Origin of the sequence: Rhodovulum visakhapatnamense (genome assembly GCF_004365965.1) — a bacterium.
Taxonomy (GTDB): Bacteria; Pseudomonadota; Alphaproteobacteria; order Rhodobacterales; family Rhodobacteraceae; genus Rhodovulum; species Rhodovulum visakhapatnamense.
In genome coordinates this window covers 1-25170 of sequence record NZ_SOEB01000033.1, presented here as the reverse complement: position 1 = coordinate 25170, position 25170 = coordinate 1, and the positions used below count along the sequence as shown (strand labels likewise).

Annotated in this window: 23 protein-coding genes; 5 read left to right on the top strand and 18 right to left on the bottom strand. The window is 68.6% G+C overall.

Going from position 1 to position 25170, the window contains the following annotated elements; all coding sequences use genetic code 11:
- Positions 1-90: 90 nt before the first annotated feature.
- Positions 91-1218, bottom strand: coding sequence for a tRNA guanosine(34) transglycosylase Tgt (gene tgt, locus EV657_RS19505; RefSeq protein ID WP_134079449.1), 1128 nt, complete (start codon positions 1216-1218; stop codon positions 91-93).
- 214 nt (positions 1219-1432) lie between these two features.
- Between tgt and rimK the strand changes: the two genes are divergently transcribed.
- On the top strand, positions 1433-2845 hold the full coding sequence (rimK, locus tag EV657_RS19500) for a 30S ribosomal protein S6--L-glutamate ligase (protein ID WP_075786949.1): 1413 nt from the start codon (positions 1433-1435) through the stop codon (positions 2843-2845).
- Positions 2846-2848: 3 nt separating this feature from the next.
- Here rimK and EV657_RS19495 read toward each other — a convergent pair whose 3' ends face one another.
- From EV657_RS19495 to EV657_RS19485, 3 genes are all read right to left on the bottom strand, one after another.
- Positions 2849-4513, bottom strand: a complete 1665-nt coding sequence (locus EV657_RS19495; RefSeq protein WP_134079447.1) for a peptidoglycan -binding protein — start codon at positions 4511-4513, stop codon at positions 2849-2851.
- 1 nt (position 4514) lies between these two features.
- Complete coding sequence (locus EV657_RS19490) at positions 4515-5717, bottom strand: biopolymer transporter ExbB (RefSeq protein WP_134079446.1); 1203 nt, start codon at positions 5715-5717, stop codon at positions 4515-4517.
- A 67-nt stretch (positions 5718-5784) separates the two neighbouring features.
- Entirely contained in the window at positions 5785-6342 is a 558-nt protein-coding gene (locus EV657_RS19485; protein WP_075786952.1) for a gamma-glutamylcyclotransferase, read from the bottom strand.
- A 67-nt stretch (positions 6343-6409) separates the two neighbouring features.
- Between EV657_RS19485 and EV657_RS19480 the strand changes: the two genes are divergently transcribed.
- A complete protein-coding gene (locus EV657_RS19480) occupies positions 6410-7411 on the top strand; it encodes a DUF2125 domain-containing protein (protein WP_134079444.1) in 1002 nt (333 codons plus the stop codon).
- Between the two features lie 15 nt (positions 7412-7426).
- Here the strand turns inward: EV657_RS19480 and EV657_RS19475 are convergent, their stop codons facing one another.
- The 6 genes from EV657_RS19475 to EV657_RS19450 form a co-directional block, all read right to left on the bottom strand.
- On the bottom strand, positions 7427-8395 hold the full coding sequence (locus EV657_RS19475; RefSeq protein ID WP_243837754.1) for an extensin-like domain-containing protein: 969 nt from the start codon (positions 8393-8395) through the stop codon (positions 7427-7429).
- Positions 8395-9321, bottom strand: coding sequence for a prephenate/arogenate dehydrogenase family protein (locus EV657_RS19470; RefSeq protein WP_075786954.1), 927 nt, complete (start codon positions 9319-9321; stop codon positions 8395-8397). The genes EV657_RS19475 and EV657_RS19470 overlap by 1 nt, the downstream gene beginning before the upstream one ends.
- The gene (gene hisC / locus EV657_RS19465; protein WP_075786955.1) at positions 9318-10403 is read right to left on the bottom strand and encodes a histidinol-phosphate transaminase; all 1086 of its coding nucleotides are present in this window, start codon (positions 10401-10403) and stop codon (positions 9318-9320) included. The genes EV657_RS19470 and hisC overlap by 4 nt, the downstream gene beginning before the upstream one ends.
- A gap of 118 nt (positions 10404-10521) precedes the next feature.
- Positions 10522-11058: a TIGR00645 family protein gene (locus tag EV657_RS19460; RefSeq protein WP_075786956.1), complete on the bottom strand. Its 537-nt coding sequence runs from the start codon at positions 11056-11058 to the stop codon at positions 10522-10524.
- 189 nt (positions 11059-11247) lie between these two features.
- Complete coding sequence (gene rpsD / locus EV657_RS19455; protein WP_075786957.1) at positions 11248-11868, bottom strand: 30S ribosomal protein S4; 621 nt, start codon at positions 11866-11868, stop codon at positions 11248-11250.
- Between the two features lie 180 nt (positions 11869-12048).
- Positions 12049-12945 (bottom strand): NAD(P)-dependent oxidoreductase, encoded by an 897-nt coding sequence (locus tag EV657_RS19450; RefSeq protein ID WP_166673740.1) that lies wholly within the window; start codon positions 12943-12945, stop codon positions 12049-12051.
- Positions 12946-13014: 69 nt separating this feature from the next.
- On the opposite strand from EV657_RS19450, the gene EV657_RS19445 reads away from it, so the two are divergent.
- Genes EV657_RS19445 through EV657_RS19435 form a run of 3 tightly spaced genes read left to right on the top strand, consistent with a single transcriptional unit; the run spans position 13015 to position 17523 of the window.
- Entirely contained in the window at positions 13015-14022 is a 1008-nt protein-coding gene (locus tag EV657_RS19445; protein WP_134079441.1) for a ligase-associated DNA damage response exonuclease, read from the top strand.
- Positions 14019-15644, top strand: a complete 1626-nt coding sequence (locus EV657_RS19440) for an ATP-dependent DNA ligase (RefSeq protein WP_134079439.1) — start codon at positions 14019-14021, stop codon at positions 15642-15644. Before EV657_RS19445 ends, EV657_RS19440 begins: the two co-directional genes overlap by 4 nt.
- Before the next feature lie 55 nt (positions 15645-15699).
- The gene (locus tag EV657_RS19435; RefSeq protein WP_134079438.1) at positions 15700-17523 is read left to right on the top strand and encodes a M3 family oligoendopeptidase; all 1824 of its coding nucleotides are present in this window, start codon (positions 15700-15702) and stop codon (positions 17521-17523) included.
- Positions 17524-17592: 69 nt separating this feature from the next.
- On the opposite strand, the gene EV657_RS19430 is transcribed toward EV657_RS19435, so the two are convergent.
- The 8 genes from EV657_RS19430 to EV657_RS19395 form a co-directional block, all read right to left on the bottom strand.
- Positions 17593-17895 carry a DUF4389 domain-containing protein gene (locus EV657_RS19430; protein WP_134079436.1) on the bottom strand — a complete coding sequence of 101 codons (303 nt, stop codon included), beginning with the start codon at positions 17893-17895 and terminating at the stop codon, positions 17593-17595.
- Positions 17896-17947: 52 nt separating this feature from the next.
- Entirely contained in the window at positions 17948-18382 is a 435-nt protein-coding gene (locus EV657_RS19425; protein WP_134079434.1) for a baeRF12 domain-containing protein, read from the bottom strand.
- 91 nt (positions 18383-18473) lie between these two features.
- Positions 18474-19325, bottom strand: a complete 852-nt coding sequence (locus EV657_RS19420) for an ABC transporter permease (protein WP_075786962.1) — start codon at positions 19323-19325, stop codon at positions 18474-18476.
- 14 nt (positions 19326-19339) lie between these two features.
- Positions 19340-21016 carry an ABC transporter permease gene (locus EV657_RS19415; RefSeq protein ID WP_134079433.1) on the bottom strand — a complete coding sequence of 559 codons (1677 nt, stop codon included), beginning with the start codon at positions 21014-21016 and terminating at the stop codon, positions 19340-19342.
- Positions 21013-21303, bottom strand: a complete 291-nt coding sequence (locus EV657_RS19410) for a DUF1330 domain-containing protein (protein WP_113668794.1) — start codon at positions 21301-21303, stop codon at positions 21013-21015. The genes EV657_RS19415 and EV657_RS19410 overlap by 4 nt, the downstream gene beginning before the upstream one ends.
- Before the next feature lie 125 nt (positions 21304-21428).
- Positions 21429-22556, bottom strand: coding sequence for an extracellular solute-binding protein (locus tag EV657_RS19405; protein WP_134079431.1), 1128 nt, complete (start codon positions 22554-22556; stop codon positions 21429-21431).
- 77 nt (positions 22557-22633) lie between these two features.
- Positions 22634-23728 (bottom strand): ABC transporter ATP-binding protein, encoded by a 1095-nt coding sequence (locus tag EV657_RS19400; RefSeq protein WP_075786966.1) that lies wholly within the window; start codon positions 23726-23728, stop codon positions 22634-22636.
- A gap of 431 nt (positions 23729-24159) precedes the next feature.
- The gene (locus EV657_RS19395; RefSeq protein ID WP_113668792.1) at positions 24160-25041 is read right to left on the bottom strand and encodes a hypothetical protein; all 882 of its coding nucleotides are present in this window, start codon (positions 25039-25041) and stop codon (positions 24160-24162) included.
- Between the last annotated feature and the right edge of the window lie 129 nt (positions 25042-25170).

Sequence of the window (25170 nt, the reverse complement as noted above, 5' to 3'; positions counted from 1 at the left end):
CATAAGATCTCGTGCCAAGCTGGTCTCCATCGCAGATGCCACCTTGAATCATGCCCTACGCACGAGCGGAATCCCTTTTGTCAACACGACCTAGGGCGGCTCGATATCGCCCTCGGCCCGCCCGGCATGGAACGCCGCCTGCCAGGCCGCGAAACGGCCCTCGGCGATCGCCGCGCGCATGCCCGCCATCAGCTCCTGGAAATAATGCAGGTTGTGCCAGGTCAGCAGCATCGACGAGAGGATCTCCTGCGCGCGGAACACATGATGCAGATAGGCGCGCGAATAGTTGCGGCAGGCCGGGCAGGAACAGTGCTCGTCCAGCGGCCGCGGATCGTCGGCATGGCGGGCGTTCTTGATGTTGACGACGCCGCGCCGGGTAAAGGCCTGCCCCGTACGCCCCGAGCGCGAGGGCAGAACGCAATCCATCATGTCGATGCCGCGCGCGACCGCGCCCACGATGTCGTCGGGCTTGCCGACGCCCATCAGATAGCGCGGCCGGTCGGCGGGCAGGAAACCGGTCGCGTAGTCAAGGACGCCGAACATCGCCTCCTGCCCCTCGCCCACCGCGAGCCCGCCCACCGCATAGCCGTCGAAGCCGATGGCCGTCAGCGCCTCGGCCGATTCCTCGCGCAGCTCGCGGGTGACGCCGCCCTGCATGATCCCGAACAGAGCATGGCCGGGACGGTCGCCGAACGCCTGCTTCGACCGCTCGGCCCAGCGCATCGACAGCCGCATCGCGCGCGCGACCTCGGCCTCGGAGGCCGGGAGCGCCGGGCATTCGTCGAAACACATCACGATGTCGGACCCCAAGAGGCGCTGGATCTCCATGCTGCGTTCGGGGCTCAGCATGTGGGTCGAGCCGTCGATATGCGACCGGAAGGCGACCCCGTCTTCCGACATTTTCCTCAGCCCGGCGAGGCTCATGACCTGGAACCCGCCGGAATCGGTGAGGATGGGCTTGTTCCAATGCATGAAGGCGTGCAACCCTCCAAGGCGCGCCACCCGCTCGGCCCCGGGCCGCAGCATCAGGTGATAGGTATTGCCCAGAAGGATGTCGGCCCCGGTCGCGGCCACGCTTTCGGGCAGCATCGCCTTGACGGTGCCTGCGGTGCCGACAGGCATGAAGGCGGGGGTGCGGATCGTGCCGCGCGGGGTTGCGATGGCGCCGCTGCGCGCGGCCCCGTCGGTGGCATGAAGGGTGAAACCGAATGTCGTCATGGGCGTTCGCATATCAGCCTGGCGCGGCCGGGGACAGAGGCTCCGGCGCGCCGCTTCAGATGAAAATCTTCGGCCCCGGGACGATGCGCCGCTTGTGCCCCCGGAGCGGGCTTCGCTAACAGGGCGCGAGAGGTCCGGCCTCGGGACAGGATACCGGACAGCACTTGGGGAAGGGAACGGGCCCGGCGCCCGGCCACCGCACAGGACGATCCGCATGACCGAGCACACCGAACCGGCGCTCCCGGGCTTTCGCCTTGGCTGGGAAGAATGGATTTCGCTGCCCGAGCTGGGGCTGCCCGCGATGAAGGCCAAGGTCGATACCGGCGCCAAGACCTCGGCGCTGCATGCCTTCGACATCGAACCCTTCGGCCCTGCCTCGCGGCCCAAGGTCCGGTTCGCGGTGCATCCGATTCCGGGCCGCGAGGATCTGTCGATCCCCTGCTCGGCCACCATCGTCGACCGCCGCGAGGTGACCTCGTCGAACGGCGATTCCGAATGGCGCTATGTCATCGCCGCCGAGATCGTGGTCGGCGAGCGGCGCTGGCCGATCGAGCTGACCCTGACCCACCGGGGCGGCATGGCCTACCGGATGCTGCTGGGCCGGCAGGCGCTGGGCGAGGACGTTCTGGTCAGCCCGGTCGACAGCTTCTGCCAGCCCCGCCTGTCCTATGACGTCTATCACACGGCCCGGGTGCGCGAGGTGGCGCCCGCGCGGGTGCTGCGCGTCGCCGTGATCAGCCGCGAGCCGCACAACTATTCGACCGCGCGGCTGGTGGCCGAGGGCGAGGCGCGCGGCCATGTGGTCGAGGTGATCGACACCGCGCGCTGCTACATGGCGCTCGACGCACTGGCGCCCGAGGTCCACTATGATGGCGCCCGCCTGCCGCGCTATGACGCGATCATTCCCAGGATCGGCGCCTCGGTCACGGCCTATGGCACCGCCGTGATCCGCCAGTTCGAGACCATCGGCACCTATTGCGTCAACGGCTCGGAAGGTATCACCGCGAGCCGCGACAAGCTGCATGCGCATCAGATCCTCGCCCGCCACCGGATCGGAATGCCGACCACCGCCTTCGCCGCCTCGCCCAAGGATACCGGCAACCTGATCTCGCTGGTGGGCGGCGCGCCGCTGATCGTCAAGCTGCTGGAATCGACACAAGGAAAGGGCGTGGTGCTGGCCGAGACCAACAACGCGGCCGAATCAGTGATCTCGGCCTTTCGCGGACTGAAGGCCTCGTTCCTCGTCCAGCGCTTCATCAAGGAAGCCGCGGGCGAGGACATCCGCTGTCTTGTCGTCGGCTCGAAGGTCGTGGCGGCGATGAAGCGGACCGGCGCCGAGGGCGATTTCCGGTCGAACCTGCATCAGGGCGGCTATGCGGTTCCGGTCAAGATCACCCCGCAGGAGCGCGAAACCGCCGTCCGCGCGGCCCGTGCCTTCAAGCTGAACCTCGCCGGAGTCGACGTTCTGCGCGCCCATGACGGGCCCAAGGTGCTGGAGGTCAATTCCTCGCCCGGGCTCGAAGGGATCGAGAAGGCCTCGGGCAAGAACATCGCCGGGATGCTCTATGACGAGATCGAAAAGCGGGTGCGCCCGCTGCCGGTTCCCAAGGGACGGCGGCGGCGCTGAACCTCAGCGCTCGGTCAGCTTCAGTTCGATCCGGCGGTTCTGGGCGCGCGCCTCGGGGCTGTTGCCCCGCGCCACCGGCTGGTACTGACCGAAGCCCGCCGCCGCCAGCCGGTCGGGCGGAAAGCCCAGATCCTCGGTCATGTAGCGCACCACCGACAGGGCGCGGGCCTGGCTGAGTTCCCAGTTGTCGGCAAAATCGGCGCCCTTCGCCAGCGGCACGTCGTCGGTATGGCCGTCGACCCGCAGGATCCAGTCGATATCGGGCGGGATCTCGCCCGCGACCTCGCGCAGGATCGAGACCACATTGGCGATCTGCGACTCGCCATCGTCCGACAGATCCGCCTTGCCGGTCTCGAACAGCACTTCGGAGGAAAACACGAAGCGGTCGCCCACGATCCTGACGCCCTCGCGCCCGGCCAGCAGCGTGCGCATCCGCCCGAAGAATTCCGACCGGTAGCCTTCCAGCGTCTTCTTCTCGGCGGCAAGCCGCGCGGCCTCTTCCTCGGCCTTGCGGCGCGCGGCTTCCTCCAGTTCGGCCCGGGCGCGCTGTTCGGACGCCGCCCGCGCCAGCGCCGCATTCAACTTGCGGCCCAGCGTCTCGATCTGGATCTGGGCCGCGGCATCGCGATCCTCGGCGGCGTCCAGCAACCCCTGCAACTCGCCCAACTGGCCGCGCAGCGCCGCCATCTGGCGGTTCAGCAATTCGACCTGCCGCTGGCTTTCAGCCGATTTGGCCTCTTCCTTGTCCAGCGTCTCGTTCGCCACCGCCAGCAACGCCGCGCGCCGGTCGGCCTCGGTCAGCGCGCCTTCGGCCCTGGCCGCGGCCTGATCGCGCGCCTTCTCGGCCGCCGCCAGCAGGGTCAGCGTGTCCTCGGCTCGCTTGCGGGCCTCTTCCAGCGCCAGGCTCATGGCGGTCAGCTCGTCCTCGGACCCGGCCAGCCTGTCGCGCAGCGCCGCAGCCGCCGCCGCCTCGGCCAGACGGTCCTTTTCGGCCTGCGACAGCGCGGCCTCGGTGCTTTCGACCTTGTCCGCCAGCGCCGCACGGGCCGCCTCGGTTTCCGCGTTCCGGGCGTGCAGGTCGGCAATCAGGGCCTCCAGCGCCTCGCGCCGGGCCGCAGCCAGCCGCGCGGCCTCGGTCTGGGCGTCGACCTCTTGCCGCGTCGAGGCCAGCGCCGCCTCCAACCGGTCGCGGGTGCCCTCAAGCTCGGCCACCTCGCCCGCCAGCGCATCGCCACGTGCCAGCGCCGCGTCGCGTTCGGTCAGAAGCCGAGCCATGCGCGCCTCGACATCCTCGATCCGGGTCCGCGCGGCGGCCAGATCGGCCTCGCCCGTCGAGACCCGGTCGCGCAGCGCCGCGATCAGCGCCGCCTTTGCCTCGGCATCGGTCCGCGCCGTGCTGAGTGCCGCGCCCAGCTCGCCCACCTGCTCTTCCAGCCCCGAGGCGCGCTGCCGTTCCATGCCCAGCGCATCGGCCAGCGCCGACAGTTCGGCATTCAGCTCGGTCAGTTCGCTTTTCTGCCCGGTGATGGTCTCGCGCAGCATCTCCTGCACCAGCATGAAGATCGACAGCACGAACATCAGGACCAGCAGCAGCGCCGTCATCGCATCGACGAAGCCCGGCCAGATCGTGGCCTGAAACCGCCCGCCGCCGCGCCGGGTCAGGGCCATCTCAGCCCCACCGCTCGTCCCCGGGCGCCAGCCGCGACAGCACCCGGCCCAGCGCCGCCAGATCGCCGCGCAGATCGGTCACCGTCTCCTGACGCCCGGCGGAAATCTCTTCGAGAATGCGCAGAAGCTGCACGTCGATCGACCGCAGCCGCATCCGCGCCTCGGCATCGGCCAGCGCGCCCTCCTCGCCCATCCGCGCCTCGATGGCGGCGGTCGCGCGTCCCTGCGCATCGGCCACCCGCGACAGCGCCTCGGTCACCGCGCGCGTGTCGTCAAGCTGGCGCTCCATCGCCGCGCCCAGCGTGTTGACCGCCTCCGCAAGCGTGCCGACCCGGCTTTCCAGCGCCACCCGCTCGCCCTCGGATTCGGCAAAGAGCGTGTGCAGCCCCTCCATCTGCTCGGCCAGCTGGTCGAGCGTGGCGGCCAGCAGCCCGACCTCGGCACTGACCTCGCCCTCGGTCTCGCCGGTCGAGAACCCGAGCCGGGTGATCGACGACAGCCATTCCTCGAGCTCCTGATAGAACCGGTTCTGGCCGTGGCCCGCGAAGAGTTCGAGAAGCCCCACCACCAGCGAGCCCGCGAGCCCCAGAAGCGACGAGGCAAAGGCCGTGCCCATGCCGCCCAGCTGACTTTCGAGCCCGGTCATCAGCCGCCCGAACACCTCGACGCCCCCCTCGCCATCGCGCGGCGCAAGCGAGCGGATGGTGTCCACCACCGCCGGCACCACCGTGGCCAGCCCGTAAAAGGTGCCCAGAAGGCCGAGGAAAATCAGCAGGTTGGTCAGATAGCGGGTAATGTCGCGCTGTTCCTCGATGCGCGAGGCAACGGAATCGAGGATGGTGCGGGCCGAGCCCGTGTTGATCTGCATCCGCTTGTCGCGGCGCTTGCGCAGCAAAGCCGCCAGCGGCGCCAGCAGGCGCGGCGCGCGGGTCAGGTTATGGCCGGGCACGCCATTGGCGAAATCCTCGATCCAGCGCACCGAGGCGCCCAGCTGGATCACCTGCAGGAAGCAGGTCGCGACGCCGATCAGGAAGACGAAGAAGATCGCCCCGTTCAGATAGGGGCTGGCCATGAAGACCGGCGCCACCTGCGGATAGGCCAGATAGGCCCCCGTCGCGAACAGCACGCAGGAACTTGTCATCAACACAACCTGCCGCAGCGGCCTGGAAAACTGCGGTTCGGCCTCGCGAGGGGTCTTGTCCATGGGATTGGGTTCTGGCCCGGTCATTCTTGGGGCAGAGACTAGGCGAAGCCGGGCGCCCCCACAACAATCAATCCGTTTGCAGCGCTCTGACCCGCTGGGCGAGCCAGTCCAGATCGGGATCGGCGAGGCCCAGCTCGGCCAGATGCGCCACCGTATTGAACAGGTACTCGTCGTTCGGCCCCATCCCGCCCTTCGCCCGGGCGATGATGCGCGCCTGCTCGTCCAGCGGCAGCCCGCCGCAATACTGCACGTGATCGGGGTCGATCACATAGGCCACCACCCGCAAGGCTGCGGGCACCGTCCCGTCGGGGCCAGCCTCCGGCGTCACCTCAAGCTCGACCTCGAAATAGGCCGACGAGATCAGTTCGCGTTCCCGCAGCGCGGCCAGGGTCGCCTCCTCGCTCCCCGGCGCGGCCCGCAGCGCCACGCCATGGCAAGAGGCCCCCGGCGCGGCATCCAGCGCCAGCACCAGCCCCGGCTCGGCCTCGCTGCCGCGATGATGGATCGAGCGCATGCAGAAGCTGCGATGCCAGCCGTCGAGCCGCGCGAGCCGCCTCTCGGCCACCTCGAAGCCCGGCTTCCACAGAAGCGATCCATAGCCGAAAACCCACAAGCCGTCCTGCATCGTCTGGTCCTTTCCCGTCGCCCCCTGTTACCCTTATCGGGGCGTGGGACGAAAGGGGGCGAAGGCGATGCGGTTTCTTCTGTCTCTGGCGGTGCTGGCGGCGCTGGCCTGGTCGGGCTACTGGGCGCTGGCCGCGCGCGGGATCGAACGCGGTCTTGCAGGCTGGCTCGATGCCCGCCGCGCCGAAGGGTGGGCAGCCGATGCGGGCCGCATCTCGGTGACCGGCTTCCCGGCCCGCTTCGACACCCGTCTCGCGCCTCTGGACCTGGCCGATCCGGCCACGGGGCTGGCCTGGTCGCTGCCCTGGTTCGGCTTTTCCGCGCACAGCCACCGGCCCCAGCGCGTCACCGTTCGCTGGCCCGAGACCCAGCGGATCGCGACACCCACTGAGAGGATCGAGGTCACCGCCGAGGCGATGACCGGCGCGCTTGCCTTCCGCCCGGGTCTGGCGCTGGAGCTGGTTTCGGCGCAGCTTTCCATCGGCGCCTTCGGGCTGGTGTCGGATGCGGGCTGGCGCGCCTCGATGGATGGCGCCGAAATCGAGACGGCCGCGCTTGACGAGCGCCCCGGCGCCCAGCGGCTGCGCCTGTCCGCGAGCGGCATGCGCCCGCCCGAGAAGCTTGTCGCGACGCTCGATCCGGCCGGGCTGCTGCCGCCCGTCTTCCAGCAGGTCGCGATCGAGGCCGTGGCGGTCTTCGACGCGCCCTGGGACCGGCACGCGGTCGAGGACCGGCGGCCGCAATTGCGGCAGGTCGAGATCGGGCGGCTTGACGCGCAATGGGGCGATCTGGCGTTGCAGGCGGCAGGCCGGTTCGATGTCGATGCCGAAGGCCAGCCCTCGGGCAGCCTCACGCTGCGGGCCACCAACTGGCGCGAGATGATCGCGCTTGCGCGCGGCTCGGGGCGGCTTTCCGCGCCGCTCGCGGACCGGCTGGAAGAGGCGCTGGGGCTGCTGGCGGGGCTGTCGGGGCGGCCCGGCATGCTGGACGTGCCGCTGCGCCTTGCGCTGGGGCAAGTGTGGCTCGGCCCGGTGCCGCTGGGACCTGCGCCGAATTTGCGGCTGCGCTAGACGGCTCCGGCCGCGTCAGCGGCAATAGGACCCGCTGCGGTAGCGCGCCGTGTCGACATGGATGTGATCCTTGTGAAACCCGTCCGACCCGGGGCCAAGAACGGTGCCGAAGGGACCGCAGGCCGCGCGATGGATGCGGCGCAGGATCTTGCCCTGCGCGGCGTCGTTCCAGCCCCGGGCCACCGTCATCGACACGCCGTTGCGCAAGGTCACCGCGCCGATATCGACGGCATGGCCGCGCCCGTGTTCGGACACCTTGGCACCCTTCTGGTTGTTGCGCGGACGGCAGGCGTAATGGGCAAAGACCTTCAGCGAGGCAACGCCCCCGCCCAGACGCCCCACAGCGGGCTTGATGCCGTCGCTGACCCAGACCCGCAGCGCGCGGGCAGTGTCGCAATCGATGGTGGCGGCCTGGCTGAGCGCCACGCCGTCGACCGCCGTCACCCTCACCGGCCGGTCGACCCCGCAGCCCGCGATCCGGCCCGGGATCGGCGCGATCATCTGGCCGGTGATCGCGGGATCGCCGCAGACGACACCGCCGCGCGGGGTCAGGATGGCCGAGGGCTGGGTGCGGATGCCCGCCGCCGACAGCGACGCCACCTGATAGGGCGTTCTCGGACGCGGCTCGGGCCGGGCGGACCGGCCGAGGGTCATATCGGCCGTCACCTCGCGCACGCGCGCGGGCGCCCCCGCGACGGTCGGCCGGGCATGCGGGCGCAGCGCGAAACCCGGGGCCGGGTCAGGCTCGGTCCCGGCCAGCGGCAGCTCGGCATCGCCCTCGGGGCGCGGCTGCGGGCGCGCCGGGGCAAGGGTCCTGCCCAAGGCGGCCGGCCCCTCTGCCATCGCCACAGTCGCGGCATCGGCCCGGGTGGCAGCCTGGGTGGCGGCCGGGCGCGGCTTCGGGCGCAGCACACTGTCGAGCGTGGCGGCGCTTCCCGTTCCGGCGATCAGAACCAGCGCAAGACCGAGGCCCGCGCGCCGCATCAGGTCCGGGCCTTGGTGCCGCGGCCGAAATCGGGCGCGTCGGTATCCTGGCCGGCCTCGATGATGCCGCGCCGGATGGCACGGGTCCGGGTGAAATAGTCGAACAGCTCGTCGCCCTGCCCGGTCCGGATCGCCCGCTGCAGCGCGAACAGCTCTTCGGTGAAGCGGCCGAGAATTTCCAGCGTGGCTTCCTTGTTGGTCAGGAACACGTCGCGCCACATGGTCGGGTCCGAAGCCGCGATCCGGGTGAAATCGCGAAAGCCCGCGGCCGAATACTTGATGACCTCGCTGTCGGTCACCCGGCGCAGGTCGTCGGCGACGCCGACCATGGTATAGGCGATCAGGTGCGGCACATGCGAGGTGACCGCCAGAACCAGATCGTGGTGGTCGGGGTCCATCTCCTCGACATTGGCGCCCATGCCTTCCCAGAGCCGCCGGAGCCGCTCGGTCGCGGCCGGGTCGGTGCCGGGCACCGGCACGATCAGGCTCCAGCGATTGTCGAACAGTTCGGCAAAGCCCGACCGGGGCCCCGAATGCTCGGTCCCGGCCAGCGGGTGGGCAGGAATGAAATGGACGCCCTCGGGCACATGCGGGGCGACCGTCTCGATCACCGCGCGCTTGACAGACCCCACGTCGGTCAAGGTGGCGCCGGGTGCCAGATGCGGCGCGATCTCGGCCGCAACCGCGCCCATCGCGCCGACCGGCACGGCCAGCACCACCAGATCGGCACCCTCAGCGGCCTCGGCCGCAGTCTCGACCACGCGGTCGACCAGCCCGATCTCGGCGGCAATGGCGCGGGTCTCGGCCGAACGGGCGGTGCCGACGATCTCGCCCGCCAGCCCCGCCCGGCGCATCGCCAGCGCCATCGAGCCCGCGATCAGGCCCAGCCCGATCAGCGCGACCCGATCATAGAGCGGGCTGCTCACCGAGCCCCCTCCTTGAACGCCCGCACGGCATGGGCCACCCGGCGGCAGGCGGCCTCGTCGCCCACGGTGATGCGCAGCGCATGGGGCAGCTTGTAGCCGCCGACCCGGCGCACGATCAGCCCCTGCGACTTGAGATAGGCATCGCAGGCCTCGGCCTCGGCCGCGTCGGCAAAGCGGGGCAGCACGAAATTGGCAAAGGTCGGGTCCGTCGGCACGCCCGCCTCGGTCAGCGCCCCGGCCAGCCAGGCCGCAAGCCGCGTGTTCTCGGCCCGGCAGCGCGCCACGAACGCCTGATCGCGCACCGCGGCCTCGGCGGTCTCAAGCTGCGCCTGGCCGAGGTTGAAGGGGCTGCGGACCCGGTTCAGCACGCCGATCACCTCGGGCGCGGCATAGGCCCAGCCGACCCGTAGCCCGCCGAGGCCGTAGATCTTCGAGAAGGTCCGGGTCATCACCACGTTATGGTGCCGGTCGACCAGCGCGCGGCCGCCATCGAAGCCCTCGACATATTCGGCATAGGCCGCATCAAGCACCAGCACCACGCGCTCGGGCAGGTTTTCGGCCAGCCGCCGGGTCTCGGCCTCGGGGATCATGGTGCCGGTGGGGTTGCCCGGATTGGCCAGAAACACGATCCGGGTCCGGTCGGTGACCCCGGCAAGGATCGCGTCGACATCGACGGTGCGCTCGACCTCCTCGACCTCGACAGGCGTCGCCCCCGCGGCCAGTGCCGAAATCCGGTACATGGCAAAGCCGTGCCGGGTATGGATCACCTCGTCGCCGGGACCGGCATAGGCCTGACAGAGAAAGGCGATGATCTCGTCCGACCCGACGCCGCAGATCACCCGCTCGGGATCGAGATCGTGCTCTTCGCCGATGGCGGCGCGCAGCTCGGCATGGTCGGTCGAGGGATAGCGATGCAGGCTGTGCACGCAGCGCGAGAAGGCGGTTTTCGTCTTCTCGGAGGTGCCGAACGGGTTCTCGTTCGACGACAGCTTGACGACATCGCTCATCCCCTCGATTTTCGACTGCCCGCCCTGGTAAAGGGCGATCTCGAGAATTCCGGGTTGGGGGGGGATCCTGGTCATTTTCGTTGTCTCCTTGGCGGGCATCCGTAGCCCACGGCCGGGGCCAAGGCCAGCAAGAAAAGACCCCGCCCGGGCGGTTCGGCGGACCGCGTGACCGGCGTGGCCGGGCCGCCCCGGCTCAGTGTTTCCCGGCGCGCGCCGACAGCCAGTCCATCGCCGCCAGCAGCACGCCCGACAGCACGAAGACCATGTGGATCAGCACCAGCCAGAACAGTTCGGTATCGCCATAAATCGCATCGGCCTTGGCCTGCCCGATCTCCATGAAGCGTTTCAGCAGGTGAATCCCGGAAATCGCCACGATCGAGGCGATCAGCTTCATCTTGAGCCCCGAGAAATCGACCGTGCCCATCCAGTCGGGCCGGTCGCTATGGGCGCCGATATCCAGCTTCGAGACGAAATTCTCGTAGCCCGAGAACAGCACGATCAGCAGCAGGTTGGCCGCCAGCGTCAGGTCGATCAGCGTCAGCACCGCCAGGATCGCGGTCTCGCTGGACATGGTCAGCACCTGCGGCGCGTAATAGGCGATCTCGCGCATGAAGACGACGACCAGCATCGCCAGCGACACCACGAGGCCCAGATACATCGGCGCCATCAGCCAGCGCGATGCGAAAAGCCCGCGTTCGAACGCCTGCTCGACGGAAGGTTTTTCGGCCATGATCGGAACTCCCAGGGACCCTCTGCGAGCGGCCCATAGCGCGCCGCCCGGATTCGGGCAAGCGGGCGAACCGGCGCGGCGACAGGGATTCCGCCGGACCGGCGCCCGAGGCCGCAGCGCCCGCAACGCAGAGAGCCCGCCCTGCGCGCGGCAGGACGGGCCCCAGATCTTGCGGGTCGGCGCGGAACCTTAGTTCTGCGCGTAGAATTCGATGACGAGGTGGGGTTCCATCAGCACCGGATAGGGCACGTCGCCAAGACCCGGGATCCGCACGAAGGTAGCGGTCATCTTGGAATGGTCGGCCTCGATATAGTCGGGAACGTCACGCTCGGCCAGCTGGGTCGCTTCGAGCAGCGCGGCCATCTGCTTGGACTTCTCGCGGACCTCGACCACGTCGCCTTCCTTGACCCGGTAGGACGGGATGTTGACGCGCTGGCCGTTCACGGTCACATGGCCGTGGTTCACGAACTGGCGGGCGGCGAAGATGGTCGGCACGAACTTGGCGCGGTAGACCACGGTGTCGAGACGGCGCTCCAGCAGACCGACCAGCAGCTCGCCGGTATCGCCGCGCTGACGCTCGGCCTCGGCGAAGATGCGGCGGAACTGTTTCTCGGTCATGTCGCCGTAGTAGCCTTTCAGCTTCTGCTTGGCGCGCAGCTGGATCCCGAAGTCGGACAGCTTGCCCTTGCGGCGCTGGCCGTGCTGGCCGGGGCCGTATTCGCGGCGGTTGACCGGGGACTTGGCGCGGCCCCAGATGTTTTCGCCCATGCGGCGGTCGATCTTGTACTTGGCAGACGTGCGTTTGGTCACGGCTGATCTCCTTCAAACGGGCGCCGCCCGGGGGCGGCAATGAAGGGCGTTGTCCTCTGGACCCGTTCCGGCACGGCCCGGACCCTGACAGGCATCCCCTTGCGGGGGCCACCAACACCAATGAAAATCCCGGCCGCGAGGGGCCGGAATGGCGCGCTTATACAGGGGTTCCCCCCACTGTCAAGCGCCGAGCGCCCGGATCGCGGCCTCGGCGGCCATCATCCCCATCCGACGAAAGCTCTGGTCGCCCCGCGCCGCGGCATGGGGCGAGACCAGCGCATTCGGCAATGCGAAAAGCGGGTCGGTGGGTCGCGCCGGTTCGGTCTCGAACACATCGAGCCCGATGCCGCCCAGCCGGGGCGCGGCCGCGACCAGCGCCGCCTCGTCGACGACACCGCCCCGCCCGGTATTGATCAGGATCGCGCCCTCGGGCAGCGCCGCCAGCTCGGCCGCGCCGATCAGCCCGCGCGTGCCCTCGTTCAGCGGCAGATGCAGGCTGAGGATCTGCGCGGCGGGCAGCGCGGCCCGCAGATCGCGCAGCACCGGCACGCCTGCCTCCTGCTCGCTGAGCCGCCGGTGCCAGAGCGTGACCTCGATCCCGAAGGCCCGCGCCAGATGCGCGACCCGCTGGCCGATCGGCCCGAAGCCCGCGATCAGCATCCGCCGGCCCGAAAGCTCGACCGGCGCCAGCCGCTCGACGCCCTGAAAGCCCGTCCGCGCGACACGGTCCATCGCCACCGCCTGCCGCGCCAGCGCCAGAAGCAGCATCATCGTATGCTCGGCCACCGCATTGGCATTGGCCCCGGGCGTGTTGAAGACCGGAATGCCCCGGCGTTCTGCCTCGGCCACCGGGATGTTGTCGGTGCCGACCCCGTGCTTGCAGATCGCCTGCAATGCGGCCGCCCCGGCGATCATCGCAGGGCTCACCACGAAGGTGCGCAGGATCCAGGCCCGCGCAGCGGCCAGCCCGGCCGCGGGGTCGCTGTCCTCCCAGCCGCAAGACACACTCAGCCCCGCCGCCGCCAGCAGCGCCAGCGCGTCGGGATGGATCGGTTCGGTCACATGCACATCGGCCATGGAGGCGCTATGCGCCGCCGCCGCACCGAATGCAATCGCCCCGGCCCCGGGCCGCGCTATAGTCGGGTCATGAGCGTTCTGACCGTCACCGGGCAAGGGCTTTACTGCCCTGCGGGCGATTTCCACATCGACCCCTGGGCGCCGGTCGACCGGGCGCTGATCACCCATGGCCATGCCGACCATGCCCGCCCCGGCCACCGCCGCTATCTGGCAACCGACACCGCCGCCCCGGTCATGCGCCACCGGCTGGGCGCCATCGCGCTCGACACGATCCGCTACGCCGAGACGCGCCGGATCGGCGCGGCGTCGGTCTCGTTCCACCCGGCGGGCCATGTGCCCGGCTCGGCCCAGATCCGGGTCGAGCACAAGGGCGAGGTCTGGGTCGTCTCGGGCGATTACAAGCCCGAGCCCGACGGGCTGTCGGACCCGTTCGAGCCGGTGCCCTGCCACACCTTCATCAGCGAATGCACCTTCGGGCTGCCGGTCTTCCGCTGGCGCCCGCAAGCGCAGGTGATGGCCGAAATCCGCGACTGGTGGGCGGAAAACGCGGCTCGGGGCCGCGCGAGCCTTCTGGGCGCCTATGCGCTTGGCAAGGCACAGCGGCTGCTGGTCGGGCTTGGCGACGGCGCAGGGCCGGGCCCGATCCTGACCCATGGCGCCATCGAGGCCACCTGCCGGGTGATGCGCGCGCAAGGCATCGCCCTGCCCGACACGGTGCCGGTCACGCCCGAAACCGACCCGCGCGCCCATCCCGGCGCGCTGGTGCTGGCCCCGCCCTCGGCCCTTGGCAGCGCCTGGGCGCGGCGCTTCGGGCAGGCCTCGACCGGCCTCGCCTCGGGCTGGATGGCGCTGCGCGGTGTGCGCAGGCGGCGCGCGGCCGACCGCGGCTTCGTGCTGTCCGATCATGCCGACTGGGACGGGCTCAACGCCGCGATCCGCGCGACGGGGGCCGAGCGGGTTCTGGTGACCCATGGCTATACCGGCCCGTTCCGGCGCTGGCTGGCCGAACAGGGCTATGATGCGGGCATCGTCGCCACCGCCTGGGAGGGCGAAACGACCGAAGGCGACGCGGAATGAACCGCTTCGCCGCCCTCTATACCGCTCTTGACCGGACCACCCGCACAAACGCCAAGGTCGAGGCGCTCGCCGCCTATCTGGCCGAGGCGCCCGAGCCCGACCGGCTCTGGACCGTGGCGCTTCTGTCGGGGCGGCGGCCGCGCCGGGCGGTGACGGCTGCGCGGCTGCGGGAATGGGCGGCCGAACGGGCGGGGCTGCCGCTTTGGCTGTTCGAGGACTGCTACCCGGTGGTGGGCGATCTGGCCGAGACCATCGCGCTGGTCCTGCCGCCGCCCGGGCAGGACAGCGACCTCAGCCTGTCGGCCCGGATGGCCGACATCCTTGCCATGGCCGCGATGGACGAGCCCGCCCGCAAGACCGCGATCCTTGACGCCTGGGACAGCCTCGGCGGGACCGAACGGTTCCTCTACACCAAACTGCTGACCGGCGGGTTCCGCGTCGGCGTCAGCCAGACCCTGATGACCCGCGCGCTGGCCCGTGCCACCGGGCAGGACGAGGCCGAGCTGGCGCACCGCCTGATGGGCGACTGGACCCCCGCGACGACCAGCTGGCGGGCGCTGATCGAGGCGCCCGACCCGGCCGCGGCGCTCTCGCGCCCCTATCCGTTCTACCTGGCCTATCAGATCGAGGGCCCGCCCGAGGCCTTGGGCGCGCCCGTCGACTGGATCGCCGAATACAAGTGGGACGGCATCCGCGGCCAGCTGATCGCGCGCGGCGGGACGCATTTCCTGTGGTCGCGCGGCGAGGACCTGATCACGGACCGCTTTCCCGAACTGGCCGTAGCCCGCGATTTCCTGCCCGCAGGCACCGTGCTCGACGGCGAGATCCTGGCCTGGAAAGACGGCCGCCCCCTGCCCTTCGCCGTGCTCCAGACCCGGATCGGGCGGAAGACCGTGTCGAAACGGCTGCTGGCCGAGGCGCCGGCCGCCTTCGTTGCCTATGACCTGCTGGAAGATGGCGGCGCCGACCTCCGGTCCCGCCCGCTGGCCGAACGCCGCGCCCGGCTGGAACAGATCATCGCAGGCGTGCCGCCCGGCGGGCCGCTGCGCCTGTCGCCGGTCCTGCCCTTCGACGACTGGCAGGATCTGGCCCGGACCCGGGGCGCGGCGCGCATGGCCGAGGCCGAAGGCGTGATGCTGAAACGCGCGGACGCGCCCTATCTGGCCGGGCGCAGGAAAGGCGACTGGTGGAAATGGAAGCTCGATCCACTGACCGTCGATGCGGTGATGATCTATGCCCAGGCGGGGCACGGGCGGCGCGCGACGCTTTACACCGATTTCACCTTCGCGGTCTGGGACGGCGAGGCGCTGGTGCCGGTGACCAAGGCCTATTCCGGGCTGACCGATGCCGAATTCGGCGAAATCACCGCCTGGGTGCGCAGGAATACCCTGCAACGCTTCGGCCCGGTGCGACAGGTCGCGCCCGAACTGGTCTTCGAGATCGCCTTCGAGGGCATCCGGGCCAGTCCGCGCCACAAATCCGGCCTTGCCCTGCGCTTTCCCCGGATGGCGCGCTGGCGGCGCGACAAGCCCGCGGCCGAGGCCAATACCCTGGACGATCTGAAGGCCCTGCTGGAGGCGCCGGACCCGGACGCAGGCCCTGAAGGACAGCCCGGCGCTTGAACCGCCGCCCCCCGGCACTCTATCTCTGGGTCGAGACAACAAATGAGGATCGCCCATGCGCATCGCCCCGCCCGCCCCCGTCTTCGACGCCAATGCCAGCGCCGGCGGCGCTCTGGGCGACCTGCCGGAATGGGATCTGTCCGATCTCTACGCGGCCCCCGACGCCCCTGAAATCGCCCGGGACATGGACTGGCTCGAACAGGAATGCACGGCCTTCGCGGCCGATTACGAGGGCAAGCTGGCCGGGCTCGACGCCGCCGGCATGCTGGCTTGCGTCGAGCGCTACGAGGCCATCGACCGCGTGGCCGGGCGGATCATGTCCTTTGCGGGGCTGCGCTATTATCAGAACACCATGGATGCGGGCCGCGCCAAGTTCCTGTCGGATTGCCAGGACCGCATCACCGCGGCGACCACGCCGCTGGTGTTCTTCTCGCTCGAATTCAACCGGATCGGCGACAGTGCCTATGAGGCCGTGATCACGGCCGACCCGGCCCTTGCGCGCTACAAGCCCGTCTTCGACCGGATGCGGGCGATGCGGCCCTATCAGCTGTCGGACGAGCTGGAAAAATTCTTGCACGACCAGTCGGTGGTGGGCGCGAGCGCCTGGAACAAGCTGTTCGACGAAACCGTCGCCGGGCTTGGCTTCGAAGTCGGCGACGAGGCGCTGGGGATCGAGGGCACGCTGAACCTGCTGACCGATCCCGACCGCGACAGGCGCGAGGCGGCCGCGCGCGCGCTGGCCGAGGTTTTCGGCGCCAATATCAAGCTCTTTGCCCGGGTCCATAACACGCTCGCCAAGGAGAAGGAGATCGAGGACCGCTGGCGCAAGATGCCGACGCCGCAGACCGGGCGGCATCTGTCGAACCATGTCGAACCCGAGGTGGTCGAGGCGCTGCGCAATGCCGTGGTCGCGGCCTATCCCAAGCTCTCGCACCGCTATTACGCGCTGAAGGCGAAATGGCTGGGGCTCGACAAGCTGCAGGTCTGGGACCGCAACGCGCCGCTGCCCATCGAGGAGCCGAAGACGGTCGGCTGGAACGCTGCCAAGACCACCGTGATGGAGGCCTATGCAGAATTCTCGCCGAAGATGGCCGAGATCGCCGAACCCTTCTTCGACCGGGGCTGGATCGACGCGGGCGTCAAACCCGGCAAGGCGCCGGGGGCCTTCGCCCATCCCACCGTGACCGACGTCCACCCCTATGTGATGCTGAACTATCTGGGCAAGCCGCGCGACGTGATGACGCTCGCCCATGAGCTGGGGCACGGCGTCCATCAGGTGCTGGCCGCCGGTCAGGGCGAATTGCTGGCCTCGACGCCGCTGACGCTGGCCGAGACGGCCTCCGTGTTCGGCGAGATGCTGACCTTCCGCAAGCTGCTGGCGGGCGCCACGACGCAGGCACAGAAGAAGACCCTGCTGGCGGGCAAGGTCGAGGACATGATCAACACGGTCGTGCGCCAGATCGCCTTCTACGATTTCGAATGCAAGCTGCACGCGGCGCGGCGCGGCGGCGAACTGACACCCGAGGACATCAACGAAATCTGGATGAGCGTTCAGGGCGAAAGCCTCGGGCCCGTCTTCGAGTTCATGCCGGGCTACGAGACCTTCTGGGCCTATGTCCCGCATTTCGTCCATTCGCCCTTCTACGTCTATGCCTATGCCTTCGGCGACGGGCTGGTGAATGCGCTTTACGCGGTCTACGAGGAAAGCGGTCCGGGCTTCCAGGACAAGTATCTCGACATGCTGAAGGCGGGCGGGTCCAAGCACCACAAGGATCTGCTGGCCCCCTTCGGGCTCGACGCCTCGGACCCGGCCTTCTGGGACAAGGGCCTGTCGATGATCTCGGGCTTCATCGACGAACTGGAGGCGATGGAGGACTGAGCCCCCGCCGCACTGCCGGGCGGCGCAGGCTCTGCGCCACCCGGTCCGATTGCGCCCGGGATCGGCCGATTATCTCCAGTCGGTCCAGGGGAAAGGCTTGGCTTCGCTCGCCACCGTCAGGTAGCGCGCGGCAATCGCCATCCAGTTGGCCAGCTTGTCGCCGAATTCGGCGATCCGCTCGTTCTCTTCCTTGGCGAAGAGAATCCAGCCGAATTGCAGCACGGCCGCGATGATCAGCACCGTGTGCGCGGCGTAGAAGAGGGCCAGCATGACAAGCATCCAGCCCCCCCGGATCAGCGCGGGACGGTAGCCCTTGCCCTGGGCGCCCGATGCCCGCGCGCCGTCGTTGAGCGTCGAGTTGGTATCGGTCATTGGTCCAGCCTCCGCTGCGACCGCATTCCCGGGCTACCCCACGCAGCCCGTCTCAGAACACGATCACCTCTTCGAAATGGCGAGGCAGGTCCGTCGCTGCAACCCCCACGATGTCCTTGTTCAGATCGACGGCAAGCGCGCGCTCAAGCGGGCCTTCGATGCGGTTGCGCAATTCGCCCAGCATCTGCGGCGGCGCGGTCATCACGAAGCGGTCGTAGTCGCCCCGCACCCAGGCCTCGGCCGCGACCGACAGAACATGCATCGCAAAGCTCTCGCGGCTCAGCTGTCGCGCGCTGGTCGCTGGCTCCAGCGCGTGGCGCCCGGCCGCCGGTCCGCCCTGGTCGCGGCCGCGCCCGTCGGCATATTCGATCTCGCGCGCCTTCTGGAAATGGCTGACCTCCCTCAGCCCCTTGCCGGGACCCAGATTGACCAGCAGTCGGGCCTCGCGCTCGTTGGCGACGAGTACCAGTGTCTTGAACGGTTTCATGGCCTCCCCTCCCTTGCCGTAGACATCTCTTCAACAAGACAGGCGCGGCGGTTGTTCCGTCAAGCGGAGAACGGGGCCCTGCCCCGCCCGCTCAGCCCGGGCTCATGCCGCGCATCTTTTCGGACCGGCGCCGCAGGATCTCGACCGCCGTCAGCAGCCCGATCGAGATCACCACGAGGATCGTCGCGACCGCCAGAATGGTCGGGCTGATCTGTTCGCGCAGCCCCGTGAACATCTGCCAGGGCAGCGTCTGCTGGTTGGCCGAGCCGACGAACAGCACCACCACCACCTCGTCGAAGGAGGTGATGAAGGCGAAAAGCCCGCCCGAGACGACGCCCGGCAGGATCAGCGGCATCTGCACCTTGAAGAAGGTCGTGACAGGGTTCGCGCCAAGGCTGGCCGACGCGCGCGTCAGCGACTTGTCGAACCCCACCAGCGTCGCCGTCACGGTGATGATGACGAAGGGAATGCCCAGCGCCGCATGGGCCAGCACCACGCCGACATAGGTGCCCTGCAGCCCGATCCGGGAATAGAAGAAATACATCCCCGCCGCCGAGATGATCAGCGGCACGATCATCGGCGAGATCAGGATCGCCATGATCGCCCGGCGGAACGGCACATGTTCCTGGCTGAGCCCCACCGCCGCGAGCGTACCGAGCCCGACCGCCAGAAGCGTGGCGGCGGGCGCGATCTTGACCGAGTTCCACAGCGCATGCTGCCAGGAATTGCTGGTGAAGAACTCCTGATAATGCTTCAGCGAATAGCCCTCGGGGTCGAGCGCCAGCATTTTCGGCGTGAAGGTGAAGAAATTCTCGGCGTTGAAGCTGAGCGGGATGATGACGAGGATCGGCGCGATCAGGAAGAAGAAGATCAGCCCGCAGATCACGTAGAAGGCATAATGCCAGATCCGCTGACCGGCCGTGGCATAGGGGGGAAGGTCCATCTGTGACATGCGCGTTACCCCAGGCTCACATTGTCGATGCCCACGAGCTTGTCATAGGCCCAGTAAAGGATCAGCACGACCGCCAGCAGGATCGAGCCCAGCGCGGCCGCCAGCCCCCAGTTGAGCGAGCTGGAGATATGATAGGCGATCCGGTTCGAGATGAAGGTGCCGTTGGTCCCGCCGACCAGTTCGGGCGTGATGTAATAGCCGATAGCCAGGATGAAGACGAGGATGCAGCCCGCGCCGATCCCCGGCACCGATTGCGGGAAGTAGACCCGCCAGAAGGCCGTCCAGTTGGTGGCGCCAAGGCTTTTCGCGGCCCGCACGTAAGTGGGCGGAATGGTCTTCATCACCGAATAAAGCGGCAGGATCATGAAGGGCAGCAGGATATGCGTCATCGCGATGATGGTGCCCGTCTGGTTGTTGATCAGGATCAGCCGCCCGCTGTTCGACACGATCCCCAGCCAGACGAGGACGTCGTTGATCACCCCCTGTTGCTGCAAGAGCACCTTCCAGGCCGAGGTCCGCACCAGAAGCGAGGTCCAGAACGGCAAGAGCACCAGGATCATCAACAGGTTCGAGGTCCGGAGCGGCAGGTTCGACAGCAGATAGGCGATCGGATAGCCCAGAAGCACGCAGGACCCCATGATCATCAGGCTCATGAACAGCGTCCGCTCGAACAGCATGATGTAGATCTGCCGGTCCTCGGGCTGGGCCGCGACCCCGCCGGGCGTGAGTTGCAGATCGACCGCATTCAGGAAATAGCCGGGCGTGTAGGCGGGAGAGAAGGCCTTGATCGTGCCCCAGACACCGGGATCGGCCCAATCCTTGTCGGCTTTCAGATACAGCCCGGACAGATCGACCGGCGCGAAATCCTCGACCGCGTCATGGGCGGCATCCAGCATCGCCTCGGCCTCGGGGCCGAGCTGGGCGATGGCGCCCGGCCCGACATGAAGAAGGTCCCGGTAAAGCGCCAGATAGACCGGCGCCCAGGGTCCTTCGGCCGCCGGGTCGTCGCCGTCCTCGACCTGCACGATGCGGGCGAATTCGGCATAGGCGCTGGCGGTCTCGGGCAGGATGTCCTCGACCCCGTCGCGCAGCCGGAACAGCGGCTGGGCCTGCGCGAAATCGCGCCGCGCGGCCTTGGCGGCATCGCCCGCCGCGGTCCAGGCCCGGTATTCGGCGACCCAGTCCGGATCGGCCATCAGCGCGATCCAGGTGGCGGGCTCTTCCCAGGCGGGATCGACCGCGGCGAACTGGTCGCGATAGGTCTCGCCGAAATCGTCGACCCGGCGACCGGTCTTGCGGAACAGGGACGAGATCCCGGAATACTCGTAGTTCAGCCGCGAGCCGAGGCGGGTATGCTGCTTGCGCTCGTCCGCGGCGACCAGATCGTAGGTGAAGGCTGCCAGAACCTTGTCAGAGGGCATCCCGCCCAGATCCGGGTCGTAATCCTGGATCGCACGGGCGGTCCGCGGCAGGGTATCGGCGACGATCTCGTTCTCGACCGACCGGAACAGCATGTCGGCGATGGGCGCGATGAAGGTCACCAGGATGAAGATCAGCAGCGGCGCGATCAGCATCAGCGCGCGCAGCTTCTGCGCCCGGAGCGCGCGGCGCAGGCTGCGCTTGAGCGGCAGGCCGTCGGCGGCCAGGACCGGGCCGGTGGGGTCGGTGGCGGTCTCGGTCATGCCACGCCCTCGACCAGAACGATGTCGCTGAACGCGGTGGCGTGGCGGATGCGCGCGACCTCCTGGTATTCGGGCGAATGGAAGGCGCGCTTCGCGGTCTCGAAATCGGGGAACTCGATCACCACATGGCGGTCCTTCATCGGCCCTTCGGGCGCTTCCGAGGCGCCGCCCCGGACGATGAACCGTCCGCCGAAGCTTTCAAGAATGGGCGTGTCGCGGTCGACATACTCGCGGTAGGCCTCCGGATCGGTCACGGTGATATGGGCGATGATATACCCCTTGGGCATCTCGCGCGTCCCCCTGGTCTTGTGCTTGGAGCCCGGGCGTGCACGCGTCAGGCACACGCGCGCGCCCCGGCCGGAATGTCGGGGCAGCGCGCCGCCCGCAGGGGCGCGCTGCCCGACGGGCGGGTTTACCTGGCGAGCCAGGCCTGGAACTTGGCCTCGACGTCATCCTGGTTGTCGGCCCACCATTCGATGTTGTTCACCAGATAGTTCTTCTGGTTCTCGGGGTTGGTGGGCATGAACGGCGCCATCTCGATGCCAAGCTCGGCATGGGTCGACACCAGCGGCTGCGACGAGGCGCGCGACGGGCCGTAAGAGATATACTTGGCCTGATCGGCCAGGCGCTGGGTGTCGGTCGCGAAATGCAGGAAGTGCATCACCCGGTTCAGCCGGTCTTCGGGCAGGTCGGCGGGGATGATCCAGCCGTCATAGTCGAAGACCTGCCAGTCCCAGAGCATCTTCACCGGCTGTTTCTGCTCGACGATCAGGCTGAACAGACGGCCGTTATAGGTCGAGCCGATGACCACCTCGCCATCGGCCAGGCGCTGGGGCGTCTCGGCGCCCGCCGACCACCAGATCACGTCGTCCTTGATGGTGTCGAGCTTGGCCAGCGCGCGGTCCACGCCCTCGGGCGTGTCGAGCACGTCGTAAAGCTCGTCCTTGGTCACGCCGTCGCACAGCAGCGCCCATTCGAGGTTCTTCTTCGGACGCTTCTCGAGGCTGCGCTTGCCCGGGAAGGTCTCGGTATCGAACAGCGCGCAGAGATTCTCGGGCTCCTTGCCGTTCCAGGCCGCGACATCGGTGCGGTAACCGAATGTGGTCGAGAACACGATCTGCGGCACGAAGCAATCGTTGATGACGCTGTCGCCGAAATCCTCGGACGCCGGGGTGCCGTCGGCCCCGGGCGCCAGCATCTCGTCGAGATCCACCTCCATCGCCAGACCTTCGTCGCAAAGACGCTGGCTGTCCGGGCCCTCGACATCGACCAGATCCCAGGTGACGTTGCCCGCCTCGTTCATGGCGCGCAGCTTGGCCACCGCCTCGTTCGAGCTTTCGTCCCAGGTGAAGCCCGTGCCGGTCATCTCGGCATAGGGCTCGGAATAGGCTTTCTGCTGACTGGTCTGGTAGGCCCCTCCCCAGGACACGACCGTCAAGCTGTCGGCGCAGCCCTCGCAGGGCGGCAGGTCCTCGGCAAAGGCAAATCCGGCGGGCAGCGCCGCCAGCGCGGTTGCGGAAAGAAGATGTCTGATCGTCATTGCGATCTCCCTGCTGACTTGGCCCGGTTCAGTGTTGCTCCGGCCACCGCCCCCGGGCAAGGCGGGCCCGGAAACCGTCAGGGCGCGTCCAGCGCGCGGCAGTCCTCCGGCAACCAGCCGATCTCGATATGCTCGCCGGGTCTCAGCCGGCGCTGATCCGGGGCGTTCCGGGTCTTGATGACGAAATCGTCGTTTCCCGCGACCCGCAGCCGGGTCCGGTAGATGTCGCCCATATAGATGAATTCCAGCACCTCGGCATGAATCAGATGCGCCCCGGGCGTGAGCCGCTTGGGGTCGATCTCGACCCGCTCGGGCCGGATCGAGACCAGCGTCCGTTCGCCGGGACGCGAGACATTGACCGGCATGGCGTCGATGACCTCGCCATCGTCCAGTTCGACCAGCGCGGTACCGTCGATCTCCTTGACGCGCCCAAGCAGCGTGTTGTTCTCGCCGATGAACTGGGCGACGAAACTGTTCACGGGTTTCTCGTAAAGCTCGTCGGGCCGGGCCAGTTGTTGGATACGCCCGTCGTTGAACACCGCGACCCGGTCCGACATGGTCAGCGCCTCGGTCTGGTCATGGGTCACATAGACCGTGGTGATCCCCAGATTGTGGGCCAGCCGGGTGATCTCGAACTGCATATGCTCGCGCAGCTGCTTGTCGAGCGCGCCCAGCGGTTCGTCCATCAGGACCAGCTCGGGCTCGAAGACCAGCGCGCGGGCCAGCGCGATCCGCTGCTGCTGGCCGCCCGAAAGCTGCGCCGGTCGGCGGCCGCCAAACGCGCCCATCTGCACCATTTCCAGCGCGCGCTGCACCTTCGCCTCGCGGTCAGATCGGCCGATCTTGCGCACCTCCAGCGGAAAGGCCAGGTTTTCGGCCACCGTCATGTGCGGGAACAGGGCGTAGTTCTGGAACACCATGCCGATCCCGCGCTTGTGCGGCGGAATGTTGTTGATCGGCTTGCCGTCCAGAAGGATGTCGCCATGGGTCGCGGTCTCGAACCCGGCCAGCATCATCAGACAGGTGGTCTTGCCCGACCCCGAGGGTCCAAGCATCGTCAGGAACTCGCCCTTGCCGATGGAGAGATTGAGGTCTTTGACGACGAGGGTTTCCCCGTCATAGCTCTTCTGCACGCGGTCGAAGACCACGAAACCGTCGCTTGTTCCGGTCAACCGGTATCCCCTGTCGTTCTGGCGCCCCCTTTTTGGGGCCGCTCTTCTTGTCGGCTCTGCGTCCGTTGCCCAAAAAGGTATCATCTGAACCCGTAAGTGCAACGCAGAACTTGAAGGCTGCGTGAAACGATCCGGCCCGTCCCCATCCCGACCGCGTTCGCAGGCCCCCGGCCAAGGCCGACGGGCCCCTTTCTCTTAGCGGAGCCCCGCGAGCCCGCCATCCCCGCCCGGACGCCCGGCGGCGGGTACGCTGACATCTGCCGCATCCTTGGGCAGATGTGGCCGCCGCTGCCCGGCAGCCGGGCAGACGATGCGCCTCTGAGAGACCCCGCCCCGGCCACGGCCGCCCCCGCGCGCTGGCCGATCCGTTGGCCTGCGCCCCCGCGCTCCGGCCCGCCGGATCATGCCCGCGGGCAGCATCCCAACCGCCCCTACTCCTTCGACAAAAGCGTCACGCCGTCGGGATCGACCCGGAAGGTCAGCCTGCATGCCCCCGAGGCCCCGACGCGTCCGCAGGCACTGCCATGCACATCGACGCGCAGCACCCCCGGGCTCGGCACCTCGAATCCGTACATCGTATCGCCGTAGATCGGACGATAGCCCCCGCCCGCAACACCCAGGTAGATCTGCTGCGAACAGCCGCCCGAGCCGCAATACAACGAGCTCGCGCTCGAACACCGGACCGCCCCGAAATCGACGGCAAGATCCATGGGCGCGACGCCGTCGATATCGACCGGCCGGGCCATCGGCTGCTCTGGCGTGACGGTGCCGCCGATCTCGGCGCAATCCCGCTGCACCTGCGCCAGCGCGTCCCCGGCGGGGTCGGCCACGGGCGCGGGCAGCGGCATCGGGCAGACCGACAGCGCATGGTCGATGGCGCGGGACGACCCCCGCAGCGAGCCCTGAAGCGTCAGTCCCGCAGCGCCGCCCTCGAAGTCCAGCGCGAAGCGGCTGCCCCGGCGCAGCGGTTCCGCGATGGCCTCGATGCTCTGCCGGGTCGCGCCCGCGAAGAAGAGATCGTCATGGCCCTCCTGTCGCTGGAACGCGGCAACGGAGATGACGCGCCCGTCGACGGTCAGCATCGCATCGGTCAGCCCGGACCGCGTGAGCGTGCGGGAGACGACATAAAGATCGATCGGCTGCCCGGCGCGGCATCCCAAAAGGATGCAGGAGCTTTCGCCCCAGGGGTGATCCTCGCAGACCACGGCACCGTCGAACTCGCCGCCGGTGCCGGTCAGCGGCATCCACATCTGGGCCTGGACCGAGGCCGCGCGCAGCAGGCCTGCCGCCAGAAGGATCGCAAACCGTCTCATGCCGCCCGGCCTCCCTGCGCCGAAAAAGCCTAGATCGTGTTGACAAAAGGGATTCCGCTCGTGCGTAGGGCATGATTCAAGCTGGCATCTGCGATGGAGACCAGCTTGGCACGAGATCTTATGTCGGAC